This window comes from Pantoea sp. B_9 (assembly GCF_008632015.1).
GTDB lineage: Bacteria > Pseudomonadota > Gammaproteobacteria > Enterobacterales > Enterobacteriaceae > Pantoea > Pantoea dispersa.
Window position 1 is genome coordinate 305146 of record NZ_VWVL01000002.1, and the last position, 17239, is coordinate 322384.

At 58.2% G+C, this 17239-nt stretch carries 15 protein-coding genes; 9 read left to right on the forward strand and 6 right to left on the reverse strand.

Features of this window, described 5'->3' with window-relative positions:
• Window positions 1–46: 46 nt before the first annotated feature.
• The 4 genes from fruA to F3I21_RS08275 all read right to left on the reverse strand — a co-directional run bounded on the left by fruA (window position 47) and on the right by F3I21_RS08275 (window position 4358).
• Window positions 47–1744 carry a PTS fructose transporter subunit IIBC gene (gene fruA / locus F3I21_RS08260; RefSeq protein WP_021509267.1) on the reverse strand — a complete coding sequence of 566 codons (1698 nt, stop codon included), beginning with the start codon at window positions 1742–1744 and terminating at the stop codon, window positions 47–49.
• A gap of 16 nt (window positions 1745–1760) precedes the next feature.
• A complete protein-coding gene (fruK, locus tag F3I21_RS08265) occupies window positions 1761–2699 on the reverse strand; it encodes a 1-phosphofructokinase (protein ID WP_021509266.1) in 939 nt (312 codons plus the stop codon).
• Entirely contained in the window at window positions 2696–3826 is a 1131-nt protein-coding gene (gene fruB / locus F3I21_RS08270; protein WP_150058674.1) for a fused PTS fructose transporter subunit IIA/HPr protein, read from the reverse strand. Before fruB ends, fruK begins: the two co-directional genes overlap by 4 nt.
• Before the next feature lie 277 nt (window positions 3827–4103).
• A complete protein-coding gene (locus tag F3I21_RS08275; RefSeq protein WP_058757250.1) occupies window positions 4104–4358 on the reverse strand; it encodes a YkgJ family cysteine cluster protein in 255 nt (84 codons plus the stop codon).
• Window positions 4359–4510: 152 nt separating this feature from the next.
• Between F3I21_RS08275 and yeiP the strand changes: the two genes are divergently transcribed.
• From yeiP to yejF, 9 genes are all read left to right on the forward strand, one after another.
• On the forward strand, window positions 4511–5083 hold the full coding sequence (gene yeiP, locus F3I21_RS08280; RefSeq protein WP_031280049.1) for an elongation factor P-like protein YeiP: 573 nt from the start codon (window positions 4511–4513) through the stop codon (window positions 5081–5083).
• Window positions 5084–5182: 99 nt separating this feature from the next.
• A complete protein-coding gene (locus F3I21_RS08285) occupies window positions 5183–6157 on the forward strand; it encodes a GTP-binding protein (RefSeq protein ID WP_058769931.1) in 975 nt (324 codons plus the stop codon).
• A 45-nt stretch (window positions 6158–6202) separates the two neighbouring features.
• Window positions 6203–6910, forward strand: a complete 708-nt coding sequence (locus F3I21_RS08290; RefSeq protein ID WP_058769930.1) for a phosphatase PAP2 family protein — start codon at window positions 6203–6205, stop codon at window positions 6908–6910.
• A gap of 514 nt (window positions 6911–7424) precedes the next feature.
• Complete coding sequence (gene mepS / locus F3I21_RS08295) at window positions 7425–8000, forward strand: bifunctional murein DD-endopeptidase/murein LD-carboxypeptidase (RefSeq protein WP_031280047.1); 576 nt, start codon at window positions 7425–7427, stop codon at window positions 7998–8000.
• A gap of 227 nt (window positions 8001–8227) precedes the next feature.
• On the forward strand, window positions 8228–9793 hold the full coding sequence (locus F3I21_RS08300) for a cyclic di-GMP phosphodiesterase (protein ID WP_058780320.1): 1566 nt from the start codon (window positions 8228–8230) through the stop codon (window positions 9791–9793).
• Between the two features lie 66 nt (window positions 9794–9859).
• Window positions 9860–11668 (forward strand): extracellular solute-binding protein, encoded by a 1809-nt coding sequence (locus tag F3I21_RS08305; RefSeq protein ID WP_150058675.1) that lies wholly within the window; start codon window positions 9860–9862, stop codon window positions 11666–11668.
• 10 nt (window positions 11669–11678) lie between these two features.
• Window positions 11679–12770 carry a microcin C ABC transporter permease YejB gene (locus F3I21_RS08310; RefSeq protein WP_059009158.1) on the forward strand — a complete coding sequence of 364 codons (1092 nt, stop codon included), beginning with the start codon at window positions 11679–11681 and terminating at the stop codon, window positions 12768–12770.
• A complete protein-coding gene (locus F3I21_RS08315) occupies window positions 12770–13792 on the forward strand; it encodes an ABC transporter permease (RefSeq protein WP_021509256.1) in 1023 nt (340 codons plus the stop codon). The genes F3I21_RS08310 and F3I21_RS08315 overlap by 1 nt, the downstream gene beginning before the upstream one ends.
• Window positions 13793–15382, forward strand: coding sequence for a microcin C ABC transporter ATP-binding protein YejF (yejF, locus tag F3I21_RS08320; RefSeq protein ID WP_150058676.1), 1590 nt, complete (start codon window positions 13793–13795; stop codon window positions 15380–15382).
• Here yejF and F3I21_RS08325 read toward each other — a convergent pair.
• The gene (locus F3I21_RS08325; RefSeq protein WP_021509254.1) at window positions 15376–15702 is read right to left on the reverse strand and encodes a hypothetical protein; all 327 of its coding nucleotides are present in this window, start codon (window positions 15700–15702) and stop codon (window positions 15376–15378) included. The two genes, yejF and F3I21_RS08325, sit on opposite strands and share 7 nt — an antisense overlap.
• Window positions 15703–16033: 331 nt before the next feature.
• Complete coding sequence (locus F3I21_RS08330) at window positions 16034–17227, reverse strand: Bcr/CflA family multidrug efflux MFS transporter (RefSeq protein WP_021509253.1); 1194 nt, start codon at window positions 17225–17227, stop codon at window positions 16034–16036.
• Window positions 17228–17239 lie beyond the last annotated feature (12 nt).

Sequence of the window (17239 nt, forward strand, 5' to 3'; positions counted from 1 at the left end):
AATAAAAAAAGGGAGCCGCGGCTCCCTTTGTTGTTCCTGGCTGCCGTTACGCGGCTTTGGCCAGTTCCTCTTCCGGACGTTTCAGAATCGCATAGCCCAGACCCGCAATCAGCGTACCAATCACAATCGCCAGCAGGTAACCCAGCACCGGGGTAATGGCGCCTGGAATCAGCAGGACGAACAGTCCGCCGTGCGGCGCCATCAGTTTGGCACCCATCGCCATGGAGATCGCACCGGTCACTGCGCCACCCACGATACAGCATGGCAGCACGCGCATCGGATCTCGCGCCGCAAACGGAATGGCACCTTCGGAGATAAAGCACAGGCCGAGAACCAGCGCGGCTTTACCGCCCTCCTGCTGACCTTTATTGAACTTACGACGCGCTACCAGCGTTGCCAGCCCCATCGCCAGCGGTGGCACCATACCGGCCGCCATGATCGCGGCCATCGGCGCGTAGGTTTGCGAACTCAGCAGACCAACACCAAAGGCGTAAGCCACTTTGTTCACCGGACCGCCCATGTCGGTACACATCATGCCGCCCAGAATCGCGCCCAGCAGGACCGCGTTAGCAGTGCCCATGTTCGCCAGCCAGCTGGTCAGGCCGCTCATGATGCCGGCAACCGGTTTGCCTACCACGTAAATCATCAGCAGGCCGGTAATCAGACTGGCCACCAGCGGAATGATCAGAATCGGCTTCAGCGCCTCCATACTTTGCGGCAGCTTCACTTTGCTGCTCAGCAGTTTCGCGGCGTAACCGGCAATGAAACCGGCGATGATGCCGCCAAGGAAACCGGCGTTGATGCTGGTGGCGATCATGCCGCCAATCAGACCCGGCGTCAGGCCCGGACGGTCAGCAATCGAGAAGGCGATAAAGCCCGCCAGCACCGGCACCATCAGCGCAAAGGCGCTGCCGCCACCGATCTGCATCAGTGCCGCGGCTAAGGTGCCCTGCTCTTTGAACGCGGTAATCCCAAAGGCGAATGACAGCGCAATGCTCAGACCGCCGGCGACCACCATCGGCAGCATATAAGATACGCCAGTCAGCAGATGCCGATAGGCACCGGCTTTCTCTTTGCTGTCGCTCTGGCTGGCTGCCGCCTGGTTGCCGGAAGGCTGCCAGACTTTGGCTTCCGCCTGCGCTTTATCCAGCTCCTGTGCGGTTTTCTTCAGCGCCAGACTGGTGGAGGTGCGGTACATCGGTTTGCCGGCAAATTTCGCCAGGTCAACGTCGATATCCGCCGCAACGATCACCAGATCGGCCGCCGCCACTTCTTCAGGGGTGATCGGGTTGCCGGCGCCGACTGAGCCGCGGGTTTCCACTTTTACCCACCAGCCACGCTTGCTGGCTTCCGCCTCAATCGCCTCGGCTGCCATGAAGGTGTGCGCCACGCCGGTCGGACAGGCAGTGACGGCCACAATACGTTTCTGCCCGGTGCTCTGCGCCGGTGCGCTTGCCGCCGGGGTTGCCGCAGCCGGCTGCCACGGTTGCGCCGCATCTTTAGCCAGCGCCAGCGCGGCCTGCGGATCGCGCAGCGCCTGCTGCACGTCCACGAGAGCAACGGACTTGCCGGCGAGCTGCGCGTTGTCGGTAACCTGCTGGCCAATCACCAGCACCAGTTCGGCGTCCGCGGCGCTGTCGACCAGCGTCAGTCCCGCCTGCCCTGCCGCCGCCTGCAGACGTTCCGAGGCTAAATGGCCTGATGCCAGGCCGAGTGAAGAATCTTTTATCAGCAGCGTTTTCATTATCGCTCTCCTGCTGTTAGTTAACGGGTTGTAAGTCGACACGCGCCATCATCGCGGCCAACTGGGTACGATCGGTCACGCCGACGTTGCTCTGGCTGACGGCCATGGCCGCCACCGCCGTCGCCAGACGCAGCGTGTGTTCACTGGATTCCCGCATCAGCAGGCCATAAATCAGGCCGCCAACCATCGAATCTCCGGCGCCTACGGTGCTGACCACTTCACACGCAGGCGGTTTGGCGATCCATTCGCCAGAGGCATTGACCCACAGCGCGCCTTCCGCACCGAGGGAGATCACCACGTGGGCAATGCCCTGCTCGCGCAGCTGGTGCGCGGCGTCAATCACATCCTGCAGCGTCGGCAGCTTGCGGCCAGCCCAGATCTCCAGCTCGCGGCGATTGGGTTTTACCAGCCACGGTGCCGCTTTCAGACCGGCCACCAGCGCTTCACGGCTGCTGTCAAAAATGATGCATGGGCAGTGGGTGCGCAGATCACTCATCCATTTGGTGAAGGCGTCCGGCGCAACGCCGGCTGGCAGGCTGCCGCTGACACACACCATATCGAACTGGCCCAGCCAGGTCAGCGAGTCGGCAGTGAAGCGGTCCCAGTCCTGGGGCGTGACGTCAAAGCCCGAAAAGTTGAGGTCGGTGACGTCGCCGTCTTTTTCCGTCAGCTTAACGTTAATGCGGGTACGGCCCTGCACCACCTGAAAACGGTTAGCAATACCGAGTTCGCTGAACAGCTGCTGAAAGCCGTCCTGATTCTCTTTGCCGAGGAAGCCGCCGACGGTGACGTCGATGCCGAGATCTTTCAGCACTTTGGCGACATTAATGCCTTTACCCGCAGCGTGCAGCCCGGTGGTTTTGACCAGGTTAACTTCGCCGCGCTCGATCTCCGGCGTGTAGCCGACCAGATCGTACGCCGGGTTCAGGGTGATAGTGGCAACGCGACGACTCATGCTGCCCCCTCGCCCAGACCGCCATTAATGGCTTCTTCGATAGCGTGCAGTGCCTGCTGCGCATCGTCACCGCTGGCGGTGAAACGCAGACGATGGCCTTTCTTCACGCCCAGCGCGACCACCTTCATCAGGCTGCGCCCGTTAGCCGGCTTACCGCTGCCGTCGAGATTGGTCACGGTGATATCGCTGTTGAACTGCTTGATCACGCTCACCAGCGCGGTGCCCGGACGCGCATGCAGACCGTGCTCGTTGCGGATGGTGAATTCCGCGGTTAAGACGTCCGCAGCTTCATCCACTTCGCTGGTCAGCAACGCAAGAATGCCTGCCGCGTCCGCCTTCAGCAGGCGTTCAGCCTGATTGTTCAGCAGCAGATTGCTGAGGTAACCCAGCACCTCAAGCGGGCGCTGATCGGTGGCGGCGACCGTCAGCAGCAGCGCTACCGGTTCGCCCTGATGTGTCAGCGGCGTCGCGCTGCGGCTCACTGCCACCGCGCTGTTGAGGTTGCCGTGCGTGCTGTCGCTCAGCCAGATGCCCTGACCGAGGCTGAGCGGCGCGTGCGAGACGACGTCCGCGACAAAGCTGGCGTCGACGGCACCGGCCGCCTGCAGACGACCGGCGTTCAGCGCCTGCAGCGTCATCAGATCGCTGGCGGCCACGTCGGTGGCGATCAGCGACGTATCGAACTGGAATTCAGCGGCCTGCTTTTCACCCATCAGCAGTGCGCGCAGCTCTTCAGCAGAGGCAGATTTCAGCTGCTCTGCGATGCTGTCATCGCTTAATACGTGGGTCAGCTGGCGCAGCAGCGCGAGGTGCTCGTCAGATTTAGCGGCAATGCCGATGGCGACGTACGCCGTCTGGCCATCGCCCCAGTCCACGCCCTGCGGGAACTGATAAACCTGTACGCCGGTTTTCAGCACCAGATCGCGGGTATCGGTGGTGCCGTGCGGAATGGCGATGCCGTTGCCGAGAAAGGTGGTGGTTTGCTGTTCGCGCGCCAGCATGCCGTCGACGTAGCCTTCGGCCACATTTCCGGCCGCAGTAAGCGCAGCGGCAACCTGACGAATGGCCTGTTCTTTATCGGACGCGCTGGCGCCGGTGTGAATGGCCTGAACTTCGAGCTGGAACATATTTCTCCTCGCTTGCTGAAAGTGAATCGTTTCAGCCTGATGGCGAAAAAATACGCTGTACGACACGGACTTAGCCGGGAGGACAACGCTGAAACGTTTCAGGGAATATGGTACAGCACCCGGTTACAGGCAAGAAAATGCGCAATCGGCGTAGCAGATTTTTGATGCTCCGCACACTTCGCGGCGGATTTAGGATTTTTCACAGCGGGCGCGCTGACGCGTTGCTGTAACGCAGCGCCTGTGACGAGCGTGCTGTTCAGCTCGCGTCAGCTGAAACTCAGGGCGCGGTATCCGCTTCCAGCTGCAGCAGGTAGATCATGGCGTCGGCGCGGCTGTTGCCACACATCTCCGCCTGTGGCTGTAAACCGGCACACACCGCCGGACGCAACGGCGAGCCAAAGATTTTGCAGCGCTGCTGTTCGTCGAGCTGAACGCAACGGGTATTGGCCGGTTTGCCGTCAGGCATACCGGGAATGGGGGAAGAGATGGAGGGGGCTGTGCAGCAGGCACCGCACTGGTCTCGACATAACATCATGCGCTCCTGCAAAGATTAGCGGCCGACAATAGCAGTCTGCACCGCGGAATTCTATGTGCGACCAACAATTTTCACCGGCCTCACTTGCCTGTTTTTCACCGCGCGAGTAAGTTGGCGCGCATCTACCTGATTATAGCGAATCAAGCATTATGCCAAAGGCAAACGAAATCAAAAAAGGAATGGCCGTCACCTGGAACGGTAAACTGTTGCTGGTGAAGGATATCGATGTCCAGAGCCCAAGCGCGCGCGGTGCCGCCACGCTGTACAAGATGCGTTTCACCGATGTGCGCACCGGCCTGAAAGTTGAAGAGCGCTTCAAGGGCGACGACATTATTGATGCCATCCAGCTCAGCCGCCGCGCAGTGACCTTCTCATACATCGACGGCGACGAATACGTGTTTATGGATGACGAAGATTACACGCCGTACAGCTTTAAAAAAGATCAGATCGAAGAAGAGCTGCTGTTTATTCCTGAAGGCGGCATTCCCGGTATCCAGGTGCTCACCATGGATGGCCAGGTGCTGGCGCTGGAACTGCCACAGACGGTAGACATGGAGATTGTTGATACCTCACCTGGCATCAAAGGGGCATCCGCCAGTGCGCGCACCAAACCGGCGGGCATGAGCACCGGGCTGTCGATTCAGGTGCCGGAGTACCTGAGCAATGGCGATCGCATCCGTATCCATATTGCCGAGCGTCGTTATATGGGACGCGCCGATTAAGCGCACGATTTTCTCCGGCGGCGGTTGATTGTTATAGTATAACAACAGCCTGCGCGCCGGATGCGGTTGTCCGGCGCGGCTATTTTAACGGAGTAAATCATGACGCGCGTGAACCTGATTACCGGTTTTCTCGGTAGCGGTAAAACCACCACCCTGTTACATCTGCTGGCGCACAAACCGGCCAATGAAAAGTGGGCCATTCTGGTCAACGAGTTTGGTGAGATCGGCATTGACGGTGCCCTGCTCGCCGACCGCGGCGCCACGCTGAAAGAGATCCCCGGCGGCTGCATGTGCTGTGTTAACGGCCTGCCGCTGCAGGTCGGGCTGAATATGCTGCTGAAGCAGACTCAGCCGGACCGCCTGATCATCGAACCCACCGGCCTTGGCCATCCCAAACAGTTACTGAATATGCTGCGCGCGGCGGTCTATCAGCCGTGGATCCGCGTGGACGCCACGCTGACGCTGCTCGATCCGCGTCAGTTAGCCGATACGCGCGTCACGGAGAATGAAAACTTTCGCGACCAGCTGATCGCCGCAGACATCATCATCGCCAATAAGAGCGACAAATGGGATGCGGAAGATCGTCAGCGGCTGGCGAGCTGGCAGCAGCAGCATTTAGGCGACCGTCAACTGGTGGAAGCCAGCTGGGGCAATATTGATCCGGCGTTGCTGAGTCAGCCGGCATTGGCGGATCGTGCGGTACCCGATGCCGCGCATCATCATCATTCGTCACGCCCGCAGGGGCTGGCGGCGCTGAAACTGGAAGGCGAAGCGCGCTGGCGTCGTGCGTTAAATGAAGGTCAGGGCTATGCTTCCTGTGGCTGGATTTTCGATGGTGACACGGTGTTCGATACTATTCCGGCTTTAGAGTGGGCGCGGCTTGCGCCGGTGGATCGCGTGAAAGGCGTGCTGCGTACCGCTGACGGTCTGGTCAGCATTAACCGTCAGGGCGAAGACCTGTTCATCGAAACGCGCCCGGTCACGCCGCCGGATAGCCGTATCGAATTGATCCACCATCAGGCCGCCGACTGGAACGCCTTGCAGACTGCCCTGTTGAAGATTCGTTTAAATTAGCTGCGGTAGGTTTGCCCGTTATTTTTTTCTTTTTGAGTTACTTTTATGCGCACTACTCGTTTGATTACCATCCTGCTGCTGAATGCGCTGGGTGTGATGCTATTTATGTCGTGGTATCTGCCGCCGGAGCACGGGTTCTGGTTTGCTCTCGACAAAGGCATCTTTTTTGGCTTTAACGACCAGATGGTCGACCATCACGGCTTTGCGCTGCTGGTGGCGATCACCAATTTCCGCGGTTTTGATGCGGTGTCGCTACTGGCGATGGGCCTGCTCTATCTGTGGTTCTGGCGCCGCGAAACGCCGCAGGGCCGACGTCGTATGCTGGCGATTGGTATCACCATGCTGCTGACGGCGGTGATTCTTAACCAGCTGGGCCATCTGCTGCCGGTTAAGCATGCCAGCCCGACGCTGTTCTTTGATAACGTGCATCGCGTCAGCGAACTGACCGGCATTCCGGCAAAAGATGCGTCCAGAGACAGCTTCCCCGGCGACCACGGCATGATGCTGATTATCTTCGCCTGCTTTATGTGGCGCTATTTCGGCTTCCGCGCCTTCCTGATGGGCCTGCTGATTGTGGTGCTCTTTTCCCTGCCGCGCGTAATGGCAGGCGCACACTGGTTTACCGATATCGCGGTCGGTTCGCTTTCGGTGGTGCTGGTGGGCCTGAGCTGGTGGTTATTAACACCGGCCAGTGACAAACTGGTGAACTGGCTCTATCGTTCGCTGCCCGGAAAATATAAACCCCAGGCGTAATAGTTTAGCGCGGGCGATTATTCCCTGTTTTTAAGATCGCCCGCGCTTATTTAATCCTGCAATAAATTATTAGCGGACTAATCGTTTTCTGATAAAAGAAAAACCTATGCGTCAAATCGTCTGACAATGGCGTTATTCCTGGCCTGTCCAGTCAGAACCCTCTTAAAATCTCCCTTAGCGCCAGAATTAGCCGCTGTTCCTGCCGTTAATTGACGCTTAAATCGCTACCAGTTGTTGATAAAGTAACCGTTGTGTTACAGATTGATTTCACATCAAAAAAACCTATAAAAATTTATATAAAAGCACTCGCCACGCGGTCTGTAATCGGTTAACCTCAACTCCGATTACTACCGTGCAGCATAAAATTCGGTACCTTAAGCAACAAAAATGTGTGCATTAACACATTTTAGTAATTAAGGAATTGTCTTAGAGGGTCGCACTTATTAATCTCAACCCGTTTTGTCATCTGGCTGGCGACATTCTGTCGTAAGGACATCGAAGGAAAACACGTACAATGGTCAAGTCTCAACCAATTCTGAGATACCTCAGGCGGATTATTCCCGCAGTAGCATTAGCAACCCTCTTATCGGCATGTAGCAGTACCCATAACGGTCAGAACGCGAATAACGAGAATCATGAAGTTAACAACCAGAATGGTTTTTTACTTCAGGCGTCTCAGGACGAATTTGAACAAATGGTGCAGAACGTGGACGTTAAGTCCCGCATCATGGAGCAGTACAGTGACTGGAAAGGTGTGCGTTATCGCTTAGGCGGCGACACCAAACGCGGCATTGACTGTTCTGCTTTTGTTCAGCGCACCTTTCGCGAACAGTTTGGTTTAGAACTGCCGCGTTCCACATCGGAACAGCAGGACAGCGGTAAAGAGATTTCACGCAGTAAACTGCGTCCGGGTGATTTAGTGCTGTTCCGCGCCGGCTCCACCGGTCGCCATGTCGGCATCTATCTCGGCAACGACAATTTTGTACACGCGTCTACCAGCAGCGGCGTGATGATTTCCAGCCTTAACGACAGTTACTGGAAAAACCGCTACCGCGAAGCGCGTCGGGTACTGGCAAAAAACCCCAGTTAACCCCCTTCCTTCCTGATGTTCTCAGCCAGAGAATCTGAAAACGCTGCCCCGGCAGCGTTTTTTTTCGTCTGCGGTTGCTTAAGCCAAATCCATGGCGGAAAAAGTAATTGTGAATCAAAAATATAACGAGACTTTTCGCGCAGCCTCGTTATATTCTCGTTGCCTTGAACCAGCACAGTTGTATGCGTTTTTATAATAAAAAGGGCAAGATCAGGGGAACCAACTCCATGCCACTGTCGGGGACGTTAAATCGTCATGCCAGCTACTCGCGGCGCATCGCCTGGAGTAGCGTAATTATTGGGGTCGCGTTTTTTATCCTGTTTGTCACCGTCCTGCTCACGCTGACCTGGCAAAAACGCGTCCAGCAACACCAGCAGCTGCTGGCTCACAGCCGTGACGATCTGCAACAGGTGATGTCAACCCTGGTCGAGAGCCTTTATCCACTGCAGCAATACACTCAACTCAGCTGCAACAGCGTCAACCGTGAGCTGACCTCTCGCGCCGCCTTTGCCGGCAACATTCGCGCGATATTACTGGTACGCGACGGCAACGCTTACTGCTCTTCGGCCACCGGCGCATTTCTGCTGGCCGCCAGCGCCATTTCACCCGATTCAGAGCTGGAGCGCGACCGTGACGTCCGCCTGCTGCCCGGCACGCCGCTGCAGCCCGCCAAACCAGCGCTGGCGCTGTGGCTGAAAAGTCCGGGAGCGAACGAAACCGGCATCCTCGCCACCATGAACCTCAGCATGACGCCTTACCAGCTGCTGGCCTCTTACCATCCCGAAATCACGCGCATGGCGCTGGTGGCAGGCGACAGCGCGCTGCTCAGCGGCACCAGCCAGGTGGTGCGCAGCCGCGATTTGCCGCCCGCCCTCACCGACCTGACGCTTGATGACGGCAGCATGCGCTTTGTGCTTTACGGCAGCACGCTGGCCTCACGCGATTACACGCTGGCGTTGCTGACCGGCCTGCTGCTGGCGCTGCTGGTTGCCGCAATCAGCTGGCTGCTGCTGTCGCTGCATCAGCGACCGGGACGTGAAATCCTGCTTGGCATCCGGCGCGGTCAGTTTCACGTTGAGTATCAGCCGCTGGTAACGGCACACAACGGCAAACCCTATGGCGTTGAAGCGCTGCTGCGCTGGACTCACCCGGTTGAAGGCATGATCCCCCCTGATGTATTTATCAGCCACGCCGAAGCGCAAAACCTGATTATTCCTCTGACCCAACATCTGTTCAGCCTGGTAGCGCGCGACGCGCGTTTTCTCTGTCAGCAACTGCCGCGCGGCACCCGTCTCAGTCTGAATATGTCACCGCAGCATCTGGCATCGGCCAGTTTTCGCCGCGACGTGCAAGCGTGGATCGCCAGTATGCCCGCCGATCATTTTAACTATGTATTTGAAATCACCGAGCGCACCATGGTGCGGGAGAAGAACGCCGGCGAAATCTTCGCCTGGCTGCATGAACACAATTTCAAGATTGCCATCGATGATTTTGGCACTGGCCATAGCGCGCTGATCTATCTGGAAAAATATCCGTTCGACTACCTGAAAATCGATCGCGGCTTTGTGCAGAGTATCGGCACCGAAACCGTAACCTCGCCGGTACTTGACACCGTGTTGCTGCTGGCAAAGAAACTCAACCTGAAAACCGTGGCGGAAGGGGTGGAAACCGGCGACCAGGCGGCCTGGCTGGTTAACCGGGGCGTCACGCATCTGCAGGGGTATCTGTTTAGCCGCCCGCTGCGCCCGGAAAAGCTGATTAGCTACTATCAGAACCAGGCCAGTTTGGGTTAACGTCACGTACCGCGCATGAAACTGCTACCATACAGTGCGGATTACCACAGGGAGAGCGCCCCACTTATGCTGCTTCGTCTTGCCACAGCACTACTGATGTGCAGCGCCATTGCGCCGGTGCACGCGGTCACTATCCATGAAAGCTATGCCTTTGCGAAGCTGGGCGAACCGAAATACGCGGTCAACTTCAGCCATTATGATTACGCCAATCCGGCGGCGCCAAAAGGTGGCAAGATCACCCTCGCCGTGGTGGGCACTTACGACAACTTCAACCGCTATGCGTCGCGCGGCAACCCCGGTATCGGCACTGACACGCTGTACGACGGCCTGTTTACCACCTCAGACGATGAGCCCGGCAGCTACTATCCGCTGATCGCCGAATCAGCACGCTATCCCAGCGATTATCACTGGATGGAGGTGTCGATCAATCCGCACGCGCAGTTTCAGGACGGTACGCCGATCACCGCACAGGATGTCGCCTTCACCTTCAGCAAATTCATGACCGAAGGCGTGCCGCAGTTTCGCGTGGCGTTTCGTGGCGTGCAGGTGAAAGCGCTGAACCGGCTGACGGTGCGCATTGAGATGCCCAAACCAGATAAAGACCTGGTGCTGAGCTGGATCACGCTGCCGGTGCTGCCGGAAAAATTCTGGCAGAACAAAAAATTCAATGAGCCGATTGGCTATCCGCCGCTCGCCAGCGGACCTTACCGCGTCACTTCGTACAAATCCGGCCAGTTCATCCAGTATAGCCGGGTGAAGAACTACTGGGCGGCCAATCTGCCGGTGAACCGCGGTCGCTTTAATTTTGATACCCTGCGCTACGACTACTATCTTGATGACAACGTGGCTTTTGAAGCGTTTAAGGCCGGTGCCTATGACCTGCGCGAAGAGAGTTCGGCGAAGAAATGGGCCACACAATATCGCGGGCGCAACTTCACCAGCCACGCCATTGTGAAAGCCACCACGCCGAATGACGTCGCCACCGACACGCGCTGGCTGGCGTTCAATAACGAGAAAGCATTGTTTGCCGACCGCCGCGTGCGCGAGGCGCTGACGCTGGCGTTTGATTTTGAGTGGATGAACAAAGCGCTGTTCTACGGCGCTTACAAGCGGACCGACAGCTACTTCCAGAACACCGCTTACGCCGCCAAAGGCTATCCTGACGCCGATCAGCTGGTCCTGCTCGCGCCCTACAAGGCGCAGCTGCCTGCCGAGGTCTTTAACAACGCCTACGCGCCGCCGCACTCTGACGGCAGCGGCTTTGACCGCAACAATCTGCTGCAGGCGATGGCGCTGCTGAAGCAGGCCGGCTGGCAGATCAAAAATCAGCAGCTGGTGAACGTGAAAACCGGCCAGCCGTTTCAGTTTGAACTGTTGCTGCGCAGCGGTTCTCTGAACGACTGGGCGCTGCCGTTCCAGCACAGCCTGGCACGGCTTGGCATTACGATGACGCTGCGTCAGGTGGACAGTTCGCAATATCTGCGCCGGCTGCGCGAAGGCGATTACGACATGATTCCGTCGCTTTATCAGGCGATGCCGTGGCCTTCCACCAGCCTGCAGTATGTCTGGCAGTCGGATTACATCAGCTCCTCGTGGAACACCGCGCGGGTAAAAGATCCGCTGGTCGACCATTTCGTGCAGCAGATCGTGGCGCATCAGGGCGATGAAAAAGCACTGCTGCCGCTCGGTCAGGCGCTGGATCGCCTGCTGCTGTGGAACGCCTACATGATTCCGATGTGGTACAACGCCGAACAGCGGCTGGCCTGGTGGGACAAGTTTTCCCATCCGCAGATTAAACCGGCGTTTGCCACCGGGCTGGAAAACTGGTGGTACGATGTGAACAAAGCCGGTCGTTTACCGGCCGATCGACGCTGAGGAGAGCGGTTTGGGTGCTTATTTCCTGCGCAGGCTGTTGCTGATTATTCCCACGCTGTGGGCCATCATCACCCTGAATTTCTTTATCGTACAGATTGCGCCGGGTGGTCCGGTCGATCAGGCGCTGGCCAACATCCAGTTTGGTCATAGTACCGGTCTGCCTGGCAGCGGCGGCAGTGACAGCGGTGCGCGCGGTGCGCTGGTGCGCGACAATCCCGGCGACAGCCAGTACCGCGGCGCGCGCGGGCTGGATCCGGAGGTGGTGGCAGAAATAACCCATCGCTACGGCTTCGATAAGCCACTGCTGCAGCGCTATGGCGAAATGCTGTGGAATTACCTGCGTTTTGACTTTGGCGACAGCCTGTTTCGTAACGCCTCGGTGCTGCAGCTGATTAAAGAGAGCCTGCCGGTGTCGATCAGCCTCGGGTTGTGGAGCACGCTGATCATCTATCTGGTGTCGATTCCGCTGGGCATCAAAAAAGCGGTGCGCAACGGCAGCGCGTTTGATATCTGGAGCAGCATCTTTATCATCATCGGCTACTCAATTCCGGCGTTTTTGTTTGCCATCATGCTGATTGTGCTGTTTGCCGGCGGCAGCTATCTCGACTGGTTCCCGCTCCGCGGCCTCACTTCGCCGCAGTTTGATACGCTGCCGTGGTACAGCAAAATCAGCGATTATCTGTGGCATATCACCCTGCCGGTGCTGGCTACGGTAATTGGCGGCTTTGCCACCCTGACTATGCTGACGAAAAATTCGTTCCTTGATGAGGTGCGCAAACAGTACGTCGTCACGGCGCGCGCCAAGGGTCTGGATGAGAAGCGCATCCTGTACGGCCACGTGTTCCGCAACGCCATGCTGCTGGTGATCGCTGGGTTTCCCGCCACCTTTATCAGTATGTTTTTCACCAGCTCGGTGCTGATTGAAGTGATGTTCTCACTCAACGGCATGGGGCTGCTCGGCTATGATGCCACCATTCAGCGCGACTATCCGGTGATGTTCGGCACGCTGTATATCTTTACGCTGATTGGCCTGCTGATGAATATTCTCAGCGATCTGACCTATACGCTGGTCGATCCACGCATTGATTTTGAGGGCCGCTGATGCGTTTATCTCCCGTTAACCAGCAGCGCTGGCAGCGCTTTCGTCATAACCGGCGCGGCTACTGGTCGCTGTGGCTGTTTCTGCTCATTTTTGTGCTGTCGCTGGGCGCGGAATTATTAGCCAATGACAAACCGCTGCTGGTGCACTATCAGCAGCGCTGGTACGCACCGCTGCTGTTTAACTACAGCGAGAGCGATTTTGGCGGCCAGTTTGCCACGGCGGCCGATTACCAGGATCCGTGGCTGAAGCAACGTATTGACCAGCAGGGCTGGGCGCTGTGGGCCCCCATTCGCTTCAGCGACAGCACCATTCATTTCGCCACCGACGTGCCCTTCCCGTCACCACCGTCCGCGCAAAACTGGCTGGGTACCGATGCTAACGGTGGCGATGTACTGGCGCGTCTGCTGTACGGCACGCGCATCTCGCTACTGTTCGGTTTGCTGTTAACGCTGTTCTCCAGCGTGATTGGCATTGTGGTGGGTGCCCTGCAGGGCTACTTTGGCGGCCGCGTTGACCTCATCGGCCAGCGATTGATTGAAGTGTGGTCCGGCATGCCGACGCTGTTCATGCTGATTCTGCTCTCCAGCGTGATCCAGCCCAATTTCTGGTGGCTGTTACTGCTGACGGTGATCTTTGGCTGGATGAGCCTGGTGAGCGTCGTGCGCGCCGAGTTCCTGCGCACGCGTAACTTTGACTATATCCGCGCCGCACGCGCGCTGGGCGTAAGCGATAGCCGCATCATGCTGCGCCACATGTTGCCCAACGCCATGGTCGCCACGCTCACCTTTCTGCCGTTTATCCTGTGCGGTTCGATCACCACGTTAACCTCACTGGATTTTCTTGGCTTCGGCCTGCCGGTGGGCTCGCCGTCGCTGGGCGAACTGCTGCTGCAGGGAAAAAACAATTTACAGGCACCGTGGCTTGGCCTTTCTGGCTTCTTCGCCCTCGCCCTGCTGCTGTCGCTGCTGATTTTTATCGGCGAAGCGGTACGCGATGCCTTTGATCCGAGCCGGGGGCGCTAAATGAGTTTGTTAACGGTGAATCATCTGGCGGTGGCGTTCGGGCCGCGCCGCGTGGTGGAAGATATCTCGCTGCGCATCGACGCCGGCGAAACGCTGGCGCTGGTGGGCGAATCGGGATCGGGCAAGAGTGTGACGGCGCTGTCAATTATGCGTCTGCTGCCGCAGCCGCCGGTGAGTTATCCGCAGGGCGAAATTGTGTTTGACGGGCGCGATGTGTTACAGGCCAGCGAACGTGAGATGCGCGGGCTGCGTGGCAACCAGATGGCGATGATTTTTCAGGAGCCGATGGTGTCACTCAATCCGCTGCACAGCGTGGAAAAGCAGCTGTATGAAGTGCTGTCGCTGCACCGTGGCATGCGGCGTGAAGCGGCGCGCGCTGAGATTCTCAGTTGCCTCGATCGCGTAGGCATTCGCCGGGCCGCGACGCGCCTGCAGGATTTTCCGCACCAGCTGTCCGGCGGCGAGCGCCAGCGCGTGATGATCGCCATGGCCTTGCTGACGCAGCCCAAACTGCTGATTGCCGATGAGCCCACCACGGCGCTGGACGTCACGGTGCAGGCACAGATTTTACAGCTGCTGCGCGAACTGCAGCGTGAACTGAACATGGGCATGCTGTTCATTACCCACAACCTGAACATTGTGCGTCAGCTGGCCCACAGCGTGACGGTGATGCGCAACGGGCGCGAGGTGGAACACAACCGCTGTGACGCACTGTTTCGCCAGCCACAGCAGCCTTATACCCGCGAGCTGCTGGCCGCCGAGCCGGACGGCGCACCGGTGCCGCTGATCGACGCGCCGCCGCTGTTGCAGGTAACTAATTTGCAGGTGGGTTTCCCGATTCGCCGTGGACTGCTGAAGCGCACCGTGGCGGAAAAAACCGCGCTACACAATCTCAGTTTTACCCTGCGGCGCGGCGAAAGCCTCGGGTTAGTCGGCGAATCCGGGTCAGGCAAAAGCACCACCGGCCTGGCGCTGCTGCGCCTGATTGCTGCGCGCGGCGAGATCTGGTTCGACGGCCAGCCGCTGCATCAGCTGAGCGCGAAGCAGCTACTGCCGCTGCGCCAGCGCATTCAGGTGGTGTTTCAGGATCCCAACTCTTCACTCAATCCGCGCATGACGGTACAGCAGGTGATTGCCGAAGGGCTGGCGGTGCACCAGCCGCAGCTTAGTGCTGCCGAACAGGAAGCCAGAGTCATTGCGGTGATGGAAGAGGTTGGTCTGGAGGCAGCGAGCCGCAGCCGCTACCCGGCGGAATTCTCTGGCGGTCAGCGCCAGCGTATCGCCATTGCCCGCGCGCTGATCCTGCAGCCGCAGCTGATCGTGCTGGATGAACCCACCTCGTCGCTGGACCGCTCGGTGCAAAAGCAGATCCTCACCCTGCTGCGCCGTTTACAGCAGCAGCATCAGCTGGCGTATCTGTTTATCAGTCACGATTTGCAGGTGGTGCGCGCGCTGTGTCATCAGCTGGTGGTGTTGCGCCAGGGTGAAGTGGTGGAACAGGGTGAATGCGAAGCGCTGTTCAACGCGCCTGCAGCAGAGTATACGCGTCAGCTGCTGGCTTCCGCGCAGGGCGAGATCGGGCCTCAGTGACCGTCAAAGGTTTCGGCGATCGCCACGCCCTGATTTTTCAGACAGCAGTTAGTGGCGCTCTCGTCGCCACGCTGAATCAGTAAACACGGCTGCCCTTCACATTCGGCAATTTTGCACTCGACCTGAATCTGCGCCAGCGTTTCCTGTAGCTGCTGCAGGATCTCCAGCGCAGGATGGCCATCATGGCTCAGCAGGCGCAGCGCGACCAGATCCCCGTCATGCGCGCCGTTCGCTGCTTCCTGGCGTTCAATGGCGCCGGCATGTTCCAGCGACCAGCGGTAAAGTTGTGGTAAACGATGCACAACCGAGAGTTGCAGCATAGTGTTTCGGTTCCCAGAGACAGTAACGTTATTCACAACGGACGGCTTCATCGCGGTGAATCCCCACCTGGCAAGCTCAGCATACGGACGTCAAGGATAGCCTTCTCGTTTTAAGCACAAAGCGTGATGCAACTTTATTATTTGCGAGCTTTCTCGCATTTATGCCTATGTTTACCGCGTTACGCGGCGCTTAACAATCATTTTAGACGCAATGTCGTTACTTTTTTATCAATTAATTTTCACAATATGGAAACATTAAGCAGAGCGAGAGTGCGGAGAGGGGCAAATCAGGAGGTGAAATAACAGCGGGCTCAGCATAGACCCGCCGCCATCACGCGGTGTGGCGCGGACGGGCGGCGTAGCTGAACAACACGATTGAGACGGTAGCGCACAGCGCGATGGTGGCGACCATCGGCCAGGCGCTGTTGACGCTGACCAGCGACAGTAGCGCGCCAACCAGCGCACCGACGCCAAAGCGCAGCGTACCGGCCAGCGAGGATGCGGTGCCGGCCATATGGGGAAATTCGTCAAGGATCACCGCCATCGCATTGGAGGAGACGGTCGATACGCAGCCAATAAACATTGCCACGCCAAACACCAGCGGCAGGAAACCGAGGTTAAGCGCGCTGACAATCAGCAGCCAGATGCCCATGGCAAACTGAATCAGCAGACCGAGGCGGAACATCGCCAGCGGTCCGAAACGGCGCACCGCGCGGCTGTTAATCAGCGTCATGACAAACAGAAACACCACGTTGAGGCCAAAGTAGTAGCCGAAATTCTGCGGCGACACGTGGTTCACTTCAATGTAAACAAACGGCCCGGCGTTAAGAAAGGTAAACAGCCCGGCAAACGAGAAGCCGCTTGCCAGCATATAGCTGAAGGCGCGTTTGTGCCGCACCAGCGCGACAAAATTGCTCAGCGTGGTGCGCAGGTGAAAACGCTGCCGCTGCTCGGGCTTAAGCGTTTCGCGGATCTGCGTTACCACCAGCACGGTGGTAATCAGTGCGGCCAATGCCAGCGTCCAGAAGATGGCGTGCCAGTTCCACAGCAGCAGCAGCCAGCCGCCGATGATCGGGGCCAGCAGCGGCGCAATGGTGGTGATCAGCATGACAAACGACATCATGCGCGAGAAATCTTCTTTCGAATAACTGTCGCGCATCAGGGCGTTAATCACCACGCTGGCCGCGGCGGCGGAGAGCCCGTGCAGGAAACGCATCAGAATCAGCTGGTCAATGGATTGCGACAGCGCACAGGCTGCCGCCGCGCAGGCGAAAATCAGCGTGCCAAGCACAATCACCGGTTTACGTCCGTAGCTGTCGGCCAGCGGGCCATACACCAGCTGACCAATGGCGAAGCCGAGGATGTAGAGATTCAGCGTCATCTGTACGCTGCCGGCCGACACCGCGAATTCACGGGCAATTTGCGGCATCGCCGGCAGATACATATCAATGGAGAGCGGCATCAGCATCGCCAGCAATCCCAGAATCACCACTAATCCCACCGGTGAATTTTTTTCCTTACGCACCACTGTCTCCCG

What these genes read in the sequence shown, in the direction of transcription:
- F3I21_RS08285 (WP_058769931.1), top strand. Translation starts at nt 5,183, where the DNA reads ATGACGCGCGTGAACCTGATTACCGGTTTTCTCGGTAGCGGTAAAACC.
- fruB (WP_150058674.1), bottom strand. Translation starts at nt 3,826, where the DNA reads ATGTTCCAGCTCGAAGTTCAGGCCATTCACACCGGCGCCAGCGCGTCC.
- F3I21_RS08325 (WP_021509254.1), bottom strand. Translation starts at nt 15,702, where the DNA reads ATGCTGCAACTCTCGGTTGTGCATCGTTTACCACAACTTTACCGCTGG.
- F3I21_RS08275 (WP_058757250.1), bottom strand. Translation starts at nt 4,358, where the DNA reads ATGTTATGTCGAGACCAGTGCGGTGCCTGCTGCACAGCCCCCTCCATC.
- yejF (WP_150058676.1), top strand. Translation starts at nt 13,793, where the DNA reads ATGAGTTTGTTAACGGTGAATCATCTGGCGGTGGCGTTCGGGCCGCGC.
- fruK (WP_021509266.1), bottom strand. Translation starts at nt 2,699, where the DNA reads ATGAGTCGTCGCGTTGCCACTATCACCCTGAACCCGGCGTACGATCTG.
- F3I21_RS08305 (WP_150058675.1), top strand. Translation starts at nt 9,860, where the DNA reads ATGCTGCTTCGTCTTGCCACAGCACTACTGATGTGCAGCGCCATTGCG.
- F3I21_RS08290 (WP_058769930.1), top strand. Translation starts at nt 6,203, where the DNA reads ATGCGCACTACTCGTTTGATTACCATCCTGCTGCTGAATGCGCTGGGT.
- F3I21_RS08300 (WP_058780320.1), top strand. Translation starts at nt 8,228, where the DNA reads ATGCCACTGTCGGGGACGTTAAATCGTCATGCCAGCTACTCGCGGCGC.
- fruA (WP_021509267.1), bottom strand. Translation starts at nt 1,744, where the DNA reads ATGAAAACGCTGCTGATAAAAGATTCTTCACTCGGCCTGGCATCAGGC.
- mepS (WP_031280047.1), top strand. Translation starts at nt 7,425, where the DNA reads ATGGTCAAGTCTCAACCAATTCTGAGATACCTCAGGCGGATTATTCCC.
- yeiP (WP_031280049.1), top strand. Translation starts at nt 4,511, where the DNA reads ATGCCAAAGGCAAACGAAATCAAAAAAGGAATGGCCGTCACCTGGAAC.
- F3I21_RS08315 (WP_021509256.1), top strand. Translation starts at nt 12,770, where the DNA reads ATGCGTTTATCTCCCGTTAACCAGCAGCGCTGGCAGCGCTTTCGTCAT.